Source organism: Nitrospirota bacterium, assembly GCA_020851375.1.
Classification (GTDB): domain Bacteria; phylum Nitrospirota; class 9FT-COMBO-42-15; order HDB-SIOI813; family HDB-SIOI813; genus RBG-16-43-11.
This window is the reverse complement of the sequence record JADZCV010000045.1, coordinates 109,101-122,406: the sequence shown is the minus strand read 5'-3', so window position 1 is coordinate 122,406 and position 13,306 is coordinate 109,101. Positions and strand designations below refer to the sequence as shown.

The 13,306-nt window shown below is 44.6% G+C and carries 16 protein-coding genes; 13 read left to right on the top strand and 3 right to left on the bottom strand.

Annotation, left to right across the window (positions count from 1 at the left end; translation table 11 throughout):
- Positions 1-157: 157 nt before the first annotated feature.
- The 5 genes from IT393_09960 to IT393_09940 are packed head-to-tail and all read left to right on the top strand — an operon-like array spanning position 158 to position 5,416.
- Complete coding sequence (locus IT393_09960) at positions 158-1,942, top strand: chemotaxis protein CheA (GenBank protein MCC7202969.1); 1,785 nt, start codon at positions 158-160, stop codon at positions 1,940-1,942.
- Between the two features lie 15 nt (positions 1,943-1,957).
- On the top strand, positions 1,958-3,007 hold the full coding sequence (locus tag IT393_09955) for a chemotaxis response regulator protein-glutamate methylesterase (protein MCC7202968.1): 1,050 nt from the start codon (positions 1,958-1,960) through the stop codon (positions 3,005-3,007).
- 34 nt (positions 3,008-3,041) lie between these two features.
- On the top strand, positions 3,042-3,494 hold the full coding sequence (locus IT393_09950; GenBank protein ID MCC7202967.1) for a chemotaxis protein CheW: 453 nt from the start codon (positions 3,042-3,044) through the stop codon (positions 3,492-3,494).
- On the top strand, positions 3,491-5,104 hold the full coding sequence (locus IT393_09945) for a HAMP domain-containing protein (GenBank protein MCC7202966.1): 1,614 nt from the start codon (positions 3,491-3,493) through the stop codon (positions 5,102-5,104). Before IT393_09950 ends, IT393_09945 begins: the two co-directional genes overlap by 4 nt.
- A 6-nt stretch (positions 5,105-5,110) precedes the next feature.
- Positions 5,111-5,416: a hypothetical protein gene (locus IT393_09940; GenBank protein ID MCC7202965.1), complete on the top strand. Its 306-nt coding sequence runs from the start codon at positions 5,111-5,113 to the stop codon at positions 5,414-5,416.
- Positions 5,417-5,439: 23 nt separating this feature from the next.
- Here the strand turns inward: IT393_09940 and IT393_09935 are convergent, their stop codons facing one another.
- The 3 genes from IT393_09935 to IT393_09925 are packed head-to-tail and all read right to left on the bottom strand — an operon-like array spanning position 5,440 to position 7,418.
- Positions 5,440-6,174 (bottom strand): OmpA family protein, encoded by a 735-nt coding sequence (locus IT393_09935; GenBank protein MCC7202964.1) that lies wholly within the window; start codon positions 6,172-6,174, stop codon positions 5,440-5,442.
- A 17-nt stretch (positions 6,175-6,191) separates the two neighbouring features.
- The gene (locus IT393_09930; protein ID MCC7202963.1) at positions 6,192-6,959 is read right to left on the bottom strand and encodes a flagellar motor protein; all 768 of its coding nucleotides are present in this window, start codon (positions 6,957-6,959) and stop codon (positions 6,192-6,194) included.
- Between the two features lie 9 nt (positions 6,960-6,968).
- Positions 6,969-7,418 carry a MerR family transcriptional regulator gene (locus IT393_09925; protein ID MCC7202962.1) on the bottom strand — a complete coding sequence of 150 codons (450 nt, stop codon included), beginning with the start codon at positions 7,416-7,418 and terminating at the stop codon, positions 6,969-6,971.
- A 313-nt stretch (positions 7,419-7,731) separates the two neighbouring features.
- Here IT393_09925 and flgF point away from each other — a divergent pair, with 313 nt between their 5' ends.
- The 8 genes from flgF (at position 7,732) to IT393_09885 (ending at position 13,304) form a co-directional block, all read left to right on the top strand.
- Entirely contained in the window at positions 7,732-8,454 is a 723-nt protein-coding gene (gene flgF / locus IT393_09920; protein ID MCC7202961.1) for a flagellar basal-body rod protein FlgF, read from the top strand.
- 15 nt (positions 8,455-8,469) lie between these two features.
- Positions 8,470-9,258 (top strand): flagellar basal-body rod protein FlgG, encoded by a 789-nt coding sequence (flgG, locus tag IT393_09915; protein ID MCC7202960.1) that lies wholly within the window; start codon positions 8,470-8,472, stop codon positions 9,256-9,258.
- 7 nt (positions 9,259-9,265) lie between these two features.
- Entirely contained in the window at positions 9,266-9,991 is a 726-nt protein-coding gene (gene flgA / locus IT393_09910; protein MCC7202959.1) for a flagellar basal body P-ring formation protein FlgA, read from the top strand.
- Between the two features lie 12 nt (positions 9,992-10,003).
- A complete protein-coding gene (locus IT393_09905; protein ID MCC7202958.1) occupies positions 10,004-10,663 on the top strand; it encodes a flagellar basal body L-ring protein FlgH in 660 nt (219 codons plus the stop codon).
- A 22-nt stretch (positions 10,664-10,685) separates the two neighbouring features.
- Positions 10,686-11,786 (top strand): flagellar basal body P-ring protein FlgI, encoded by a 1,101-nt coding sequence (locus IT393_09900; protein ID MCC7202957.1) that lies wholly within the window; start codon positions 10,686-10,688, stop codon positions 11,784-11,786.
- A gap of 31 nt (positions 11,787-11,817) precedes the next feature.
- Complete coding sequence (locus tag IT393_09895; protein MCC7202956.1) at positions 11,818-12,111, top strand: rod-binding protein; 294 nt, start codon at positions 11,818-11,820, stop codon at positions 12,109-12,111.
- 247 nt (positions 12,112-12,358) lie between these two features.
- Positions 12,359-12,649 carry a flagellar biosynthesis anti-sigma factor FlgM gene (locus IT393_09890; GenBank protein MCC7202955.1) on the top strand — a complete coding sequence of 97 codons (291 nt, stop codon included), beginning with the start codon at positions 12,359-12,361 and terminating at the stop codon, positions 12,647-12,649.
- Positions 12,650-12,806: 157 nt separating this feature from the next.
- Positions 12,807-13,304 (top strand): flagellar protein FlgN, encoded by a 498-nt coding sequence (locus IT393_09885; GenBank protein MCC7202954.1) that lies wholly within the window; start codon positions 12,807-12,809, stop codon positions 13,302-13,304.
- Positions 13,305-13,306 lie beyond the last annotated feature (2 nt).

Below are 13,306 nucleotides of genomic sequence, written 5' to 3'. Positions count from 1 at the left end.
AATGCAATGGGTCGTGCGGCGTCAAGACATAAAATATGAGACTCAACGTACTACACAGTACGCCTCGCCTCAAATCTTATGTCTTTCCTTGCATCTGAACGTTTTTGAGCAAAAATTAAGAATACACATGTTTTAATTGAAATTGCAGGAGGGGGAGATGGCGGACGAGACGCAGGATGAGATGCAGGAGCTGATAAGGGATTTTGTTGTAGAGACTGATGAGGTGCTTGAAGGGCTTGATAAGTGTTTTGTAACGCTTGAGGAGGCCCCTGGTGATTTGGGTCTTATTAATGAGATATTCAGGGCGGTGCATAGTATCAAGGGTTCTGCCGGATTTCTCGGATTTACGCGTCTTGTAGAGGTGGCCCATCAGTCTGAAAATGTATTGAACAAACTCCGTCAGCAGGAGATACAGGCAACATCTGAGACCATAGATATAATCCTTGAATCAGTTGACGTGTTGAAGGTCCTGATGAGCGAGATAAAGGATAGTTCCGGCGATAAGGTTGATATAAGTACTATAAAAAGAAAGTTGGCATTACTTCTGGAATACTCAGCGCTTGTTGATTCGTCATCATCAGATCCCAATGCATCCGAAAACGCTGAAGAGAAGCCAGGTGCAAACCAGGTGATTTCTCAGGCTCCGGAGGTCGAACTATCCGAATCTGTTAAACCTGTTAAACCGGCTGCGGTAAATGAGTCGGCAGACAGGGTATCGGAAAAACAGGCTGTTGCAGCTGTTGAAGAAAAAGAACAGACATTGAGAATTGATACTGACCGGCTTGATCACGTTATGGATCTCGTCGGTGAACTGGTACTTAGCAGAAACAGACTGACAAAGATACTCTCTGATATTGAGGGATTATACGATGGAGACGAGAAGATCAAGACCCTCCTTGAGACCTCATCCAACCTCAGTCTTATCACGACAGACCTTCAGCTGTCAGTTATGAAGATGAGAATGGTGCCAATCAGGAAGGTATTTAATAAATTTCCAAGGATGGTGCGCGATATTGCCAGAAAGGCAAATAAAAAGATCAATCTCGAGATGCTTGGTGAGGCCACAGAGATAGACAAGTCAGTAATAGAAGAACTTAATGACCCTCTGGTTCATCTCATCAGGAATTCCATAGATCACGGGATTGAGGCACCCGGGGATAGGGTAAAAAATGGAAAACCTGAGACAGGTACTATCAGACTTAAAGCATGTCAGGAAGGCAACTCCATAGTAATTCAGATTGAGGATGATGGAAAGGGTATTGATCCTTCAGTTATTGAAAAAAAGGCCCGGGAGCGTGGTCTTATTAGAAATCAGGATATTAAATTATCATCCAAAGAGATTATAAACTATATTTTTGAACCAGGCTTTAGTACTGCTGAAAAGGTTAGTGACATATCAGGCAGAGGCGTCGGGATGGATGTCGTAAAAACCAACATAGGACGTATAAATGGAATAATAGATGTAAATTCAGAAGTTGGCAAAGGGACGCAGATGACGCTTAAAATACCGCTTACACTTGCCATAATTCAGGTTCTGATGGTCAAGGTAAATGACGGGATGTATGCGCTTCCCCTTGTTTCCATTCATGAGACTTTCAGGGTTCCCAAGAGCAGTCTCAAAATCATTGATGGTCAGAGAATCCTTAATGTCAGAAACAGCCTGATTCCTCTTATTAAGCTCAGCGATGCGCTGGAACTGGCCAGCGATGAGGCGGAGCGTGACTGGGTGTATGTTGTCCTCATGGATATTGCTGAGAAAAAGGTTGGAGTCATTGTAGATGAGTTGTGCCATCAGGAAGAGGTTGTAATAAAACCAGTCGGTTCATATTTTACAGATATAAAAGAGGTGTCTGGCGCAACTATTACAGGCGACGGCAAAGTGGGGCTGATACTTGACCCCGGATCATTGATTTACAAACAAAAGGAGTTGGCAACAGCATAGGGGAGGTCCTTCGTAATGAGCAGTCCTGTTAGGGTTCTTGTGGTGGATGATTCTGCATTTATGAGAAAGGCAATTACCGGTATGCTGAACTCTGACCCGGATATAAGGGTTATCGGGGAGGCGTCAGATGGTGAGGATGCAGTACGCAAAGTAAAGTCCCTGGTTCCTGATGTTGTTACAATGGATATTGAGATGCCTCGGCTGAATGGGCTGGATGCACTGAGGCATGTAATGAAGGATATGCCTGTGCCTGTTATAATGGTCAGCTCCCTTACTGAAGAAGGGGCAAGGGAGACCATGAAGGCGCTCGATATTGGAGCTGTTGATTATGTGCCGAAGCATCTGTCAGGAAATATCGTTAATATTACCAATATAAAGGATGAAATTGTAAGCAAGGTAAAGATGTTTGGCCGCAGTAAAAATAAGATGAAACGGTTAGTTGATGCAATACCTGTTTCTGTTTTGAATCATGACTTCAAGCATAAGCCTGATGCGCACAGCATTAATATTGTAATTATTGGATCCTCGACAGGAGGTCCCAAGTCTCTTCAGGACGTGCTGCCAAGGCTCCCGGGAAACTTTCCCGCCGGGATTATAGTTGTGCAGCATATGCTGCCCCTGTTTACTGCATCCTTTGCAGAGAGGATGGGTGAGTTGTGCCACATTGGGGTGAGGGAGGCTAAAGATGGCGACATCATCAAACCTGGACTGGCGCTTATTGCAAAGGGAGGTTCACATCTTACAGTTGAAAGGGGCAGGGCAGGTGATGTGCACATAAGATTGACCAATGAACCCAAAATGATACATATGCCTTCAGTGGATGTTGCTATGGAATCAGTAGCGAAGACTTATTCAGGACATGCCCTTGGTGTCATTATGACAGGGATGGGACAGGATGGCTGTGAAGGGCTTAAGATGATCAAGAAAATGAACGGAAAAGTTATTGCCCAGGATGAAGAGAGTTCCATAATATTTGGGATGCCAAAGGCTGCTATAGACAGTGGTGTAGTAGATAAGATAGTTCCGCTTGGAAAGATCGCCGATGAAATAATCAATATGTTGTGAGAGGGCATGGTATGACAGAAAGGATACTTTCATAATGAAGAACAATGCAGTTGCAGATGATACATTGCAAATAGTTACCTTTATGGTAGGAAATGAACAGTGCGGTATACACATTATGAAGGTTCAGGAGATCATAAGAGTTATTGGAGCAGTAAAGGTCCCAAAGGCCCCTTCCTATGTCGGAGGTGTAATAAACCTCAGGGGAAAAATAGTCCCGGTAATAGACTTAAGGAACAGAATGGGCACAAGTGTCACAGAATGTACAGAATCATCAAGGATTATTGTCGTTGATTCCGGGACAAGGATGACAGGCCTGGTCGTGGATGCTGTTATAGATGTTATAAATCTCAGTCCTGATGAGCTTGAGCCCTGTCCTGCTATTGATGAAAATACCAGTTCCAAGTACATTATGGGTATCGGTAAAAAGGAAGATAGGCTGATTACAGTCTTGAATCTGGAAGAACTGCTTATTGTAGGCCAGGAATGAGGTATTTAAATTCTCTTCGAATAAGACAGAAAATATATCTTGGTTTCTGCATATTATCTCTCCTGTTTGTTTCTACCACCCTGTTTTCCTTTATTTCAAACAAAGCCATTCAGAGGCATTCACATGAACTCAGGAACCGAGATTATCTGCGCCTTGAGCATACACATATTCTTTTATCCGAATTTCAGGCAATAGTGGGTTATTACTCAAATACGGCTGGATCAGCAGATACCCGTATCATGGCCAGGGCCAAAGAGAGCTCAGACAGATTTACCGCATCAATCAATGAACTTAAAATCAGTGATGCATCCGGGATCAGGGAGATTGAAGAAATAAGCGAATTATTTGAAAGGTTTAACCATGACGGCCGGCTGATAACAGAGGCAGTAATCAGCAGAGACCCGCAGATGATAGAATCCGGTATGACGAGATTCAGTGAATCTGTATCAGGGCTTAAAGAACGGCTTGAATTGTATAAACGAAGAACTTCTGAAATGTTCAGTAACAGGATTTCAGACATAGAATCCATAACAGGATGGAATAACAGGATATTTACGTTTATGAGCCTGGCCATGATAATTACAGGATTCGTTATGGCATACTTCATAGCTCGAATGACCGTTTCGCCATTACACAATCTGGCATTGGTATTTAAAGAAATTGCTGAAGGCGACGGAGACCTGCGACGGAGGCTTGATACAGACAGGATGGATGAATCAGGGGAAGTTGCCCTAAGTTTCAATACATTTGCGGATAAAATAACTGATGTGCTTACCAGGGCGGCTGAATTAACTCAACGTGCCGGATTCACGGCAATGCAGTTGTCTGCCACCTCTGAGCATATATCCAAAGGTACTGAAAATCAGAACATGCAGGTTACGCAGGTCGCTACTGCCATTGAGCAGATGAGTGCTACAGTAAGTCAGGTTGCCGGCAATACGAGTCAGGCTGCTGAGTTTGCCAGGAAGGCCTCGGAAATGGCAATGAACGGAGGCGAGGTTGTTTCCATGACAGTGTCAGGGATGCAGGGAATAGCAAAATATGTGGAAGAGTCTGCAAAGACCATTGAAGAGCTTGGAAGGAATTCAGACCGGATAGGGTATATTATAACTGTCATAAATGATATTGCGGACCAGACCAATCTTCTTGCCCTGAATGCTGCAATCGAGGCAGCGAGGGCCGGTGAACATGGAAAGGGGTTTGCTGTAGTGGCAGATGAAGTCAGAAAACTTGCTGAGAGGACTTCAAAATCAACGAAAGAAATCAGGGATAAGATTGAGTTTATTCAGAAGCGGACAGCGGGGGCGGTTGATGCAATGAACAGCGGGAGAAAAGATGTTGAGACAGGTGTGGAACTTGCTTCGAGCGCAGGCGAGAGCCTGACAAGGATAGTAGATATAGTAAGAAATGTATCAAATATGATTCATCAGATCGCTGCAGCCTCTGAGCAGCAGTCTGCTGCAGCCGGGGATATATCATCAAATATGGAGGGCATAGCTGCTGTTACAAGAGAGACTGCAGGCAGTGTCAGGGAAACAAGCAATTCCGCAAACGAACTTTCTAAAATAGCATCAGAGTTACAGGCCGTGACCTCCCAATTCAGGTTATAACTTACAATGGCAGGCGTATCCAACATACAGCAGGTGCTGTCCAATATTGCCGGAGTTGACAGGGTTCAGCATGTTCAGCAGCAACAGGTACAGGCAGAACAAGCCAGGCATACATCTGAGGGACAGAAGAGCGCGGAGACCAAAGGAAAGACTATTGAAGATAAGGAACCGGTTGACAGGGTTGAAATAAGTGTAAGAGACGAAGAAAAGGGACAACAGCACGAATCAGAAAAAAAAGAAAAAGATTATGCGGATGAAAGCGATAAGGATGAGACCGGAGACAAATCAAATCACATTGATATTACTGCGTAGTGTAAACTTAATAGTATTAACAATCATTCCACTTTCAAGTTTGCAAAGGGATTTGTGAATTGTTCTTCGCCGGTTTGCTGTTTCTCATTTAAAATAACGATGTCAACTCTCCTGTTTCTGCTGCGTCCCTCTTCAGTATCGTTTGACGCTATCGGACGGTACTCACCGTAACCTATTGCAGTAAGGCTGGATGGTTCCAATCGCATATTGACAAAACGGCGCACTATGCTTGTTGCCCTTGAAGAAGACAGTTCCCAGTTTGAGGGATAAACAGGGCTGTTGATCGGGATGTTGTCGGTGTGTCCTTCTATCTGAATATTTCTTTTGATGCCTGTGAGGGTGCCTGCCAGATGGTCAATGGTCTCTAATGCCTCACTCTTGATCTCTGCCTTTCCGGAATCAAAAAGTGCTGTATCTGTAATCCTGATAACTATACCCTTTGTGTTCTGAAAGACCGATACCTTTTTATTCTGTTCAAATGTCTTCAGTACATTCTTTATTGCGGCTATATATTCAACTTTGCCGGTCGTCCTGTCTCCTGAGGATAATTTTGGTCCGATCTCGACTTTCTTTGAAGTAAGACTTGATGGATTGAATGCCGCCTGGGCAGATTCGCTAACAGCCCTGTATTTACCCTCGTTTATGGATGATGTGGAGTACATTACTACGAAAAATGCAAATAATAGTGTTATGAAATCTGCATAAGATACCAGCCACCGTTCGTGATTTTCATGTTCTTCATGTTTCTTCTTTGACATCAGTGCTCCATTATTGATTATTTCTTAGTCTGTTTATTATTTGTTTTTTCAATGAAGCCCTCTAATTTTTCTCTAAGCAGACGCGGATTCTCGCCAGTGGCTATTCCGATTAGCCCTTCTATTGTGAGCTCCTTTATAAGTGTCTTGCTCTTTATTTTTATCTTTATGTTTCCGGCAAGCGGCAGAAAGAGGAGGTTTGCTGAGCCGACCCCATAGACTGTTGCAACAAATGCCGTTGCTATACCTCCACCCAGTTTACTCGGGTCTGCGAGGTTTTCCATGACATGGATTAATCCCAGGACTGCCCCAAGGATTCCGACAGTCGGAGCAAATCCCCCGGCTGTTTCAAATACCTTTGCTGACAACATTTCGCGCTCTTCCTGATACGACATCTCAATTTCCAGTATCTTTTTGAGCATCTCCGGCTCAGTCCCGTCAATTACGTACTGGAGTCCCCTCCCAAGAAAGGGGTCTTTAACATCTTTGACCCGTGACTCAAGGGCAAGGATGCCCTCTTTTCTTGCAATCTGTGCAAAATTCTCGAGTTGAGAAATAAAACCCTCATAATCAGTCTTTCCCGGAAATATTGCCCCTATGGCGAGTTTAAATGCCATAAGAAATGGCTTAAGAGGGTAGTTGACCATGACAGCCCCGATAGTCCCTCCGATAACGATCAGGAAGGCTGTAAACTGCATGATAGACCCGACGTGTCCGCCCTCAAGGGCCTGCCCTATCAGAATAGCAGCTATACTAAAAACAATACCAAGAGGAATGAGAATATCCATTTTCTATCTTCAATCTCCTGATTCAACAAATATTGACGGTACCAGGTACTGATTTTCCCTCGCTGCATCATAAACCCTGCATGTCTGGCATTTTCTGCTGTTTGCGACGCAGCATCTCGGCAGCTCATCCAATGACCAGCAGGCAGATTTAGAGTCCATATAGACCTGGCAGGCATTTCTCAATTCTGCCGGACACTTAAGCACTTTCCAGCATGGTGTGGTCAGAAGAAGCCGCCTGATACCCTCATAGTTGAGCCCTTCCCTGTGTATGAGGTGCCATATGTGGGTTATCCACTTTATTTCTGCATGAGTAAAGAGGCGGTGATTATTCCTGGAATCTCTATGGATGCGCAACAGCCCCTGACGTTCATATTCGCGTATGGTTCCGGAAGATACGCCTGTAAGCGAGGATGCAACGCGTATTGTATATACAGGCTGTATGTCGGTATCCTCTGACATAATAACGCTAAAAGTATCGGTTCAGTCAAAAGAGACTTTAGACAAGCGAAACAAGGAATCCTGTCAGGATCGCAGACAGGCAAATTGCGACGGTTGTCATAACTGTTTGACGAATAAACCGGGCAAAAGTGGCTTGTATCACCCGGCAGAAAATGCCTGTATTCAATAGAGCTGCTGTGTATATAAAATGAAGCATAACTCCTAACTAATTGAAACTACGAAACATATTAAGTTGGAGTATCTCAGGGTTGTCCTGGCATGCGGATTGCTTACTGTCAGAAGTCAGGCTGTAGTATTTTTCTAAGGAGGTTTGATGAACAAAGGTATATATCCGGCACTTTCAGGGGGGGTGGCCTATGAAAACCTCCTGACTATTATTGCCAATAATGTTGCAAATATCAACACAGCAGGTTACAAGGCAGACAGGCCTGTTTTCAGGGTTGATGTGCCTGATTCAACCAGTACTACTGCAACAGCATCACCTGTAAAAGACAAGTATTACACAGTGATTGACAGTGTGTTTACTGATTTCAATACAGGCGTTATCAGGCAGACTGGGAATGTTTTAGACCTTGCCATAGAGGGTGAGGGGTTTTTTGTAGTAGACACACCGCAAGGGGCACGTTACACAAGGAGTGGTAATTTTGTCCTTGATTCATCCAATGCCCTTACGACTGTTGACGGCCATATGGTAATGGGTGAGGGGGGGCCTATTGTAGTGGAGGAGGGGAAGATATCAATAGATGCTGAAGGCAGGGTGTCTGTTGATGGAAGTGAGGTAGCCAGGATCAGGATAGTGGATTTTGATAAGCCATATATGCTTCAAAAGGATCAGAATAACCTGTTCTCGGGCACCGGGGAGAAGACTGCCGAGGGTTATAAAGTCCTGCAGGGGGCTATTGAAATGTCAAATGTCAATTCAGTTAAAGAGATGGCATCAATGATAAGTGTATTACGCGGATATGAGTCGTATCAAAAGGTAATGACCACATTGGATGAGATGTCAGCAAAAGCCAACGAGGTTGGCAGGGTATAAAAGGAGGGATTTATTATGCTGCGGGCGCTATATATTTCAGCAACGGGTATGGAGGCTCAACAACTTAATATTGATGTGATTTCAAATAACCTTGCAAATGTCAACACAGCCGGTTTTAAAAAGAGCCGCGGAGATTTTCAGGACCTCCTGTATCAGACGGTAAGGAGCGCAGGGGCGCCGTCAGGTTCAGACACTCAGGTGCCTGCAGGCATACAGATCGGCTCAGGCGTAAGGCCGGCTTCGGTTCAAAAGATATTTTCCCAGGGTGATTTCCAGAATACCCAGAATGCGCTTGACCTTGCTATAGAAGGTGATGGATTTTTCCAGGTACTGATGCCTGATGGGACAGTAGGCTATACGAGGGGAGGTTCATTCAAGAAGGACAGCAGTGGAAGGATGGTAACGTCAGACGGTTATACTGTAGAACCATCCATTACAATACCCTCAGATGCACTAAATATATCTGTAAGTGCCAACGGGACAATTTCAGTATTGCAGTCCGGGAGTCCTGTGCCTGTAGAAGTAGGGACTTTACAGCTTGCAAGATTTTCGAATCCGTCGGGGCTCAATGCCCTTGGAAGAAACCTCTTTATCCCGACTGATGCATCAGGGGAAGCCCAGACAGGCGCACCAGGTGATGCAGGTTTTGGTACAATTGCCCAGGGATTTCTTGAGGCATCCAATGTAAATATTGCTGAAGAGCTGGTTAATATGATAATAGGGCAGCGTGCCTATGAAATTAATTCAAAGGCCATTCAGACAGCTGATGAGATGATGCGTACTGCCAATGAGGTCAAAAGGTAATTAAAAAATGAAGAGGATATTTCTTTTAATAGCAGCTCTGTCATTGTCCGGTATTATTTTAGCAGGCAACAGCGTTGTCTTTGCTGCGGATTCATCCGGCTCATTGCAGTCAGGGGACATTGGAAAGATAATAAAGGCGTATGTAATTGAGAACACACCATGGACAGAGGAACAGGTAACAGTGAAGAATGTTAATGTAGCAAACAATATTACAATGCCTCCTGACGGACGGTATCACCTGAAACCGGCTTCAGGGGCTTCAATGACCGGAAGGACTTCGTTCATGCTGGAAATAACAGGTACTGACAATAAAGTCCAGTCTTCATGGGTTACTGCTGAGATCGGGGTCTGGGTAGACGTGGTTCTATCATCAAAACCGCTCAAAGAGAGACAGGTACTGAATGACAGTGACTTTTATATAGGAAGAAGGGAGTTATCGAGATTGCCGGGAGGGTATCTTGACGACATAGGGCAAGTATCCGGAAAGAGGGTTAAGAGGTTTGTGGCGGCCAATTCAATCCTGACTGAAAATGTCCTGGAAGAGCCCCCGTTGTTTAAGAGAGGAGACAAGGTGTTTATTATTGCAGACTCAGACATGCTTAGAGTAACTGCAATGGGTATTGCCGGTGAAGACGGCTTCAGAGGGCGTCCTGTCAGGATAACAAACATGCAGTCCAGGAAAGAGGTCATTGGCGAAGTTGTTGCGGACGGTACTGTCAGTGTCAGGTGGTAAAGAGGAGATGAAATGAAATATCTTATAGTCATTGGGGTTCTTATAATCAGTTTGCTCCCAGGATGGTGTGATGCAGATGATAAACGTCAGATTGCAGCGGTGTCATCTGGCAGGGCATCAAGTGAGGATAGTGACGGTTCTCTATGGTCTGAAGAGAGGCAAAATGGTTTTCTATTCGGTGATTTGAAGGCCCACAATGTCGGTGATGTGGTTACAGTGCGGATAGTTGAAAGCTCCAGCGGTAAAAAGAATGCATCCACTAAAACAGCGAAGGACTCAAACCTTTCTACGTCTATATCAGCTTTTTTTGGCATGTCATCTGATAAATTATCACAGGCAGGGGTGGGTGCAGAGACCTCTGAGTCGCATGATGGTTCAGGGTCAACCTCGAGGAGCAGTGACCTCACAGCAGTCCTGACTGCAAAGGTAATTGACAGGCTTCCAAATGGAAACCTCGTAATAGACGGAAGGAGGGAAGTTATTGTCAACAACGAAACCCAGCTCATATCTCTCAGCGGTACAGTCAGGCCTGAAGATATAGGCCCTGGCAACATGGTTCTTTCTACATACATATCAGACGCAAGGATAACGTATACAGGTGACGGTGTAATAGGTGACAAACAGAAAGTAGGATGGTTTGTAAGGATTATAGACAAGGTATGGCCATTTTAGGCGAACAGGCTGGTTTAACATTATGAATAAAATAATTGCTTCAGTAATTACAGTATCGTTGATGCTTACTCTCGCAGCTCCGCTGGAGGCAGCGCGTGTTAAAGACATTGCCAGTGTTGGCGGCGTCCGGGACAATCAGTTGATGGGATATGGCTTGATTATTGGACTTAATGGCACTGGTGACAAAAAGGGTACTGAGTTTACCATACGCAGCGTGACTGCAATGTTGACGAGGATGGGTATAACCATTGATCCGTCGGCTGTCAGTGTAAAGAACGTTGCTGCAGTTATGGTTACGGCAAAACTCCCGCCTTTCGCAAAAAAAGGAGGCCGCATAGATGTAATCGTCTCATCCATTGGTGATGCTTCCAGTCTTCAGGGAGGAACTCTCCTGTTTACTCCTTTAAAAGGAGCTAATGATATGGTTTATGCAATCGCTCAGGGGCCTGTCTCACTCGGCGGATACATAGGAGGAGGGGGCGGAGACAGTGTGCAAAAAAACCATGCAACCGTCGGACGGATTGCAGATGGCGCGATCATAGAACGTGAAGTAGCTATGGATTTGAACGTAAAAAAGGAACTGACTATTACCCTGCGAAACAATGACTTCAGTACTGCTGTCAGGCTTGCCGGCGTAGTAAATCAGAATCTGAAGGAGGGAATAGCTCATGCCAGGGACGCCGGTACAATAGTTATTTCTATACCACAGGAATATGAAAACAGGGCTGTTGAGCTTATTGCGGCAGTTGAGAATCTGGATGTCAGGGTAGATGCCCCGGCTAAGATAATCCTTAATGAGCGGACTGGGACTGTTGTTATGGGAGAGAATGTGCGTATATCAACAGTAGCAATATCTCATGGAAACCTTACTATTCAGGTTAAAACACAGACGGACGTATCTCAGCCAGGGCCTTTTTCAAAGGGTCAGACCGTAGTTGTGCCTCAGAAGGATGTATCAGTTGATGAACAGGAGGCGCGGCTGATAGTTTTACAGTCCGGTGTTACTGTTGATGAGGTAGTGAGGGCGCTAAATTCTGTGGGTGTGACCCCGCGCGACCTGATAGCTATTCTCCAGGCTATTAAGGCAGGAGGGGCACTGCAGGCAGATCTTGAGATCATATAAAATCGTTTGAAGAATCAGTGGAGATATTAAGATGAACGCAGGACAGATACAAACTAATCAGATACAGGACCTGACAAAGAATAAGGATGTCAAGGGATATGAAAAGGCAGCAAAGGAATTTGAGGCATACTTTGTCGCCTATCTGTTAAAGAAAATGCGGGACACAATCCCCAAAAGCGGTCTTATGGATCCTGGGGCAGGTGGTGAAATATATACTTCTCTAATGGATGAGAAGGTAGCGGAAGGAATTGCGAACAGCGGGGCTATGGGGCTATCCCAGCTATTGATAAGACAATGGACGGCTGATACAGAGAAAAAGGAGTAAATCCCTTATCAACAAAATGCCAGCAACAGCCGATATTAAGCTAAAAAAGATAGCAGGGAAAGGTATTTCAGGTGAACTGTCATGAGCCTCAGGCTAACCAGGGTTTCTGGAAACGTCATCCCCGCGTAAGCGGGAATCCAGACCGATGGCCTGGTTCTGGATTCCCACTCCCCGCTTAAGTCCTGCGGGGACAAGTTCCGTGGGAATGACACGTAGATAGGAGCATTTTAAGATGAAGATTACGGCTATGATAGCTGAGATAAATATCCCTGACAGCAATGGAACCGGTAAATCATCGGTTATCGAAAAAAAACCTGACGTTCCGTATGGAGCAAGGGGGATATGTGATATATCAACCGGCAGTAATGTTCAGATATCTCAGCGGGCTAAGGAGTTCAGCCATATAAGGAATATTCTCAACAGGCTGCCTGAAATTAGGGAAGATAAAGTCAATTTTATCAGTAATCAAATGTTGATGGGTGCATATAATGTAAGTGCTGAAGATATAGCATCCCGATTAATAAGTGAACTGTCATGAGCCAGTTCTCGCAAAGGCAGATGATAAAATCCCCCTTAGTCCCCCTTTTACAAAGGGGGAAATTAGTTTCCCCCCTTTAGTAAAGGGGGGAGAGGGGGGATTTGAACCAAGAATTTCGAGTGAACATTATTTTGTTTTGCTGTCAGGAGAATAATCATTGGACGATAAATATTCAGACCTCCTTGAAATACTGGAAAGAGAAGTAACACTGTTCAGGGATTTTCTTTCTCTGCTCCAGAGGGAAAGGCAGTGTATGATAGACCTGTCTCTGGATAAACTATACGAGTGCCACAATCAGAAGGAGACGATTATTTTTAATCTCAGGGTACTGGAGGATGCAAGGGCTGAGCTTATTTCAGAGATACATGATAATAATCAGGCAGATCCTGCTGCAACACTGTCTGTTGTAATAGACAAGGCGCCGCTAAGATACAAAAAGGGGATGGAGGCATGCCGGTCAAATTTAAGGTCATTAGTGGAGAGCATAAAGGAGATTAATCAGATAAATGGAATACTTGCGGACAGGGCAATAAACTATACAAGGAATTCTTTATCATTTCTGAATCGTCTTGTAAGTCAGTTGCCTGTGTATCACGCGTCCGGACGTATAGGCCAGGAGACTGTGGTCGGTACGTTAGTATGCAAAAAGGGGTAGTA

Coding starts and splice junctions, on each gene's coding strand:
- IT393_09960 (MCC7202969.1), top strand. CDS start 158: ATGGCGGACGAGACGCAGGATGAGATGCAGGAGCTGATAAGGGATTTT.
- IT393_09955 (MCC7202968.1), top strand. CDS start 1,958: ATGAGCAGTCCTGTTAGGGTTCTTGTGGTGGATGATTCTGCATTTATG.
- IT393_09950 (MCC7202967.1), top strand. CDS start 3,042: ATGAAGAACAATGCAGTTGCAGATGATACATTGCAAATAGTTACCTTT.
- IT393_09945 (MCC7202966.1), top strand. CDS start 3,491: ATGAGGTATTTAAATTCTCTTCGAATAAGACAGAAAATATATCTTGGT.
- IT393_09940 (MCC7202965.1), top strand. CDS start 5,111: ATGGCAGGCGTATCCAACATACAGCAGGTGCTGTCCAATATTGCCGGA.
- IT393_09935 (MCC7202964.1), bottom strand. CDS start 6,174: ATGTCAAAGAAGAAACATGAAGAACATGAAAATCACGAACGGTGGCTG.
- IT393_09930 (MCC7202963.1), bottom strand. CDS start 6,959: ATGGATATTCTCATTCCTCTTGGTATTGTTTTTAGTATAGCTGCTATT.
- IT393_09925 (MCC7202962.1), bottom strand. CDS start 7,418: ATGTCAGAGGATACCGACATACAGCCTGTATATACAATACGCGTTGCA.
- flgF (MCC7202961.1), top strand. CDS start 7,732: ATGAACAAAGGTATATATCCGGCACTTTCAGGGGGGGTGGCCTATGAA.
- flgG (MCC7202960.1), top strand. CDS start 8,470: ATGCTGCGGGCGCTATATATTTCAGCAACGGGTATGGAGGCTCAACAA.
- flgA (MCC7202959.1), top strand. CDS start 9,266: ATGAAGAGGATATTTCTTTTAATAGCAGCTCTGTCATTGTCCGGTATT.
- IT393_09905 (MCC7202958.1), top strand. CDS start 10,004: ATGAAATATCTTATAGTCATTGGGGTTCTTATAATCAGTTTGCTCCCA.
- IT393_09900 (MCC7202957.1), top strand. CDS start 10,686: ATGAATAAAATAATTGCTTCAGTAATTACAGTATCGTTGATGCTTACT.
- IT393_09895 (MCC7202956.1), top strand. CDS start 11,818: ATGAACGCAGGACAGATACAAACTAATCAGATACAGGACCTGACAAAG.
- IT393_09890 (MCC7202955.1), top strand. CDS start 12,359: ATGATAGCTGAGATAAATATCCCTGACAGCAATGGAACCGGTAAATCA.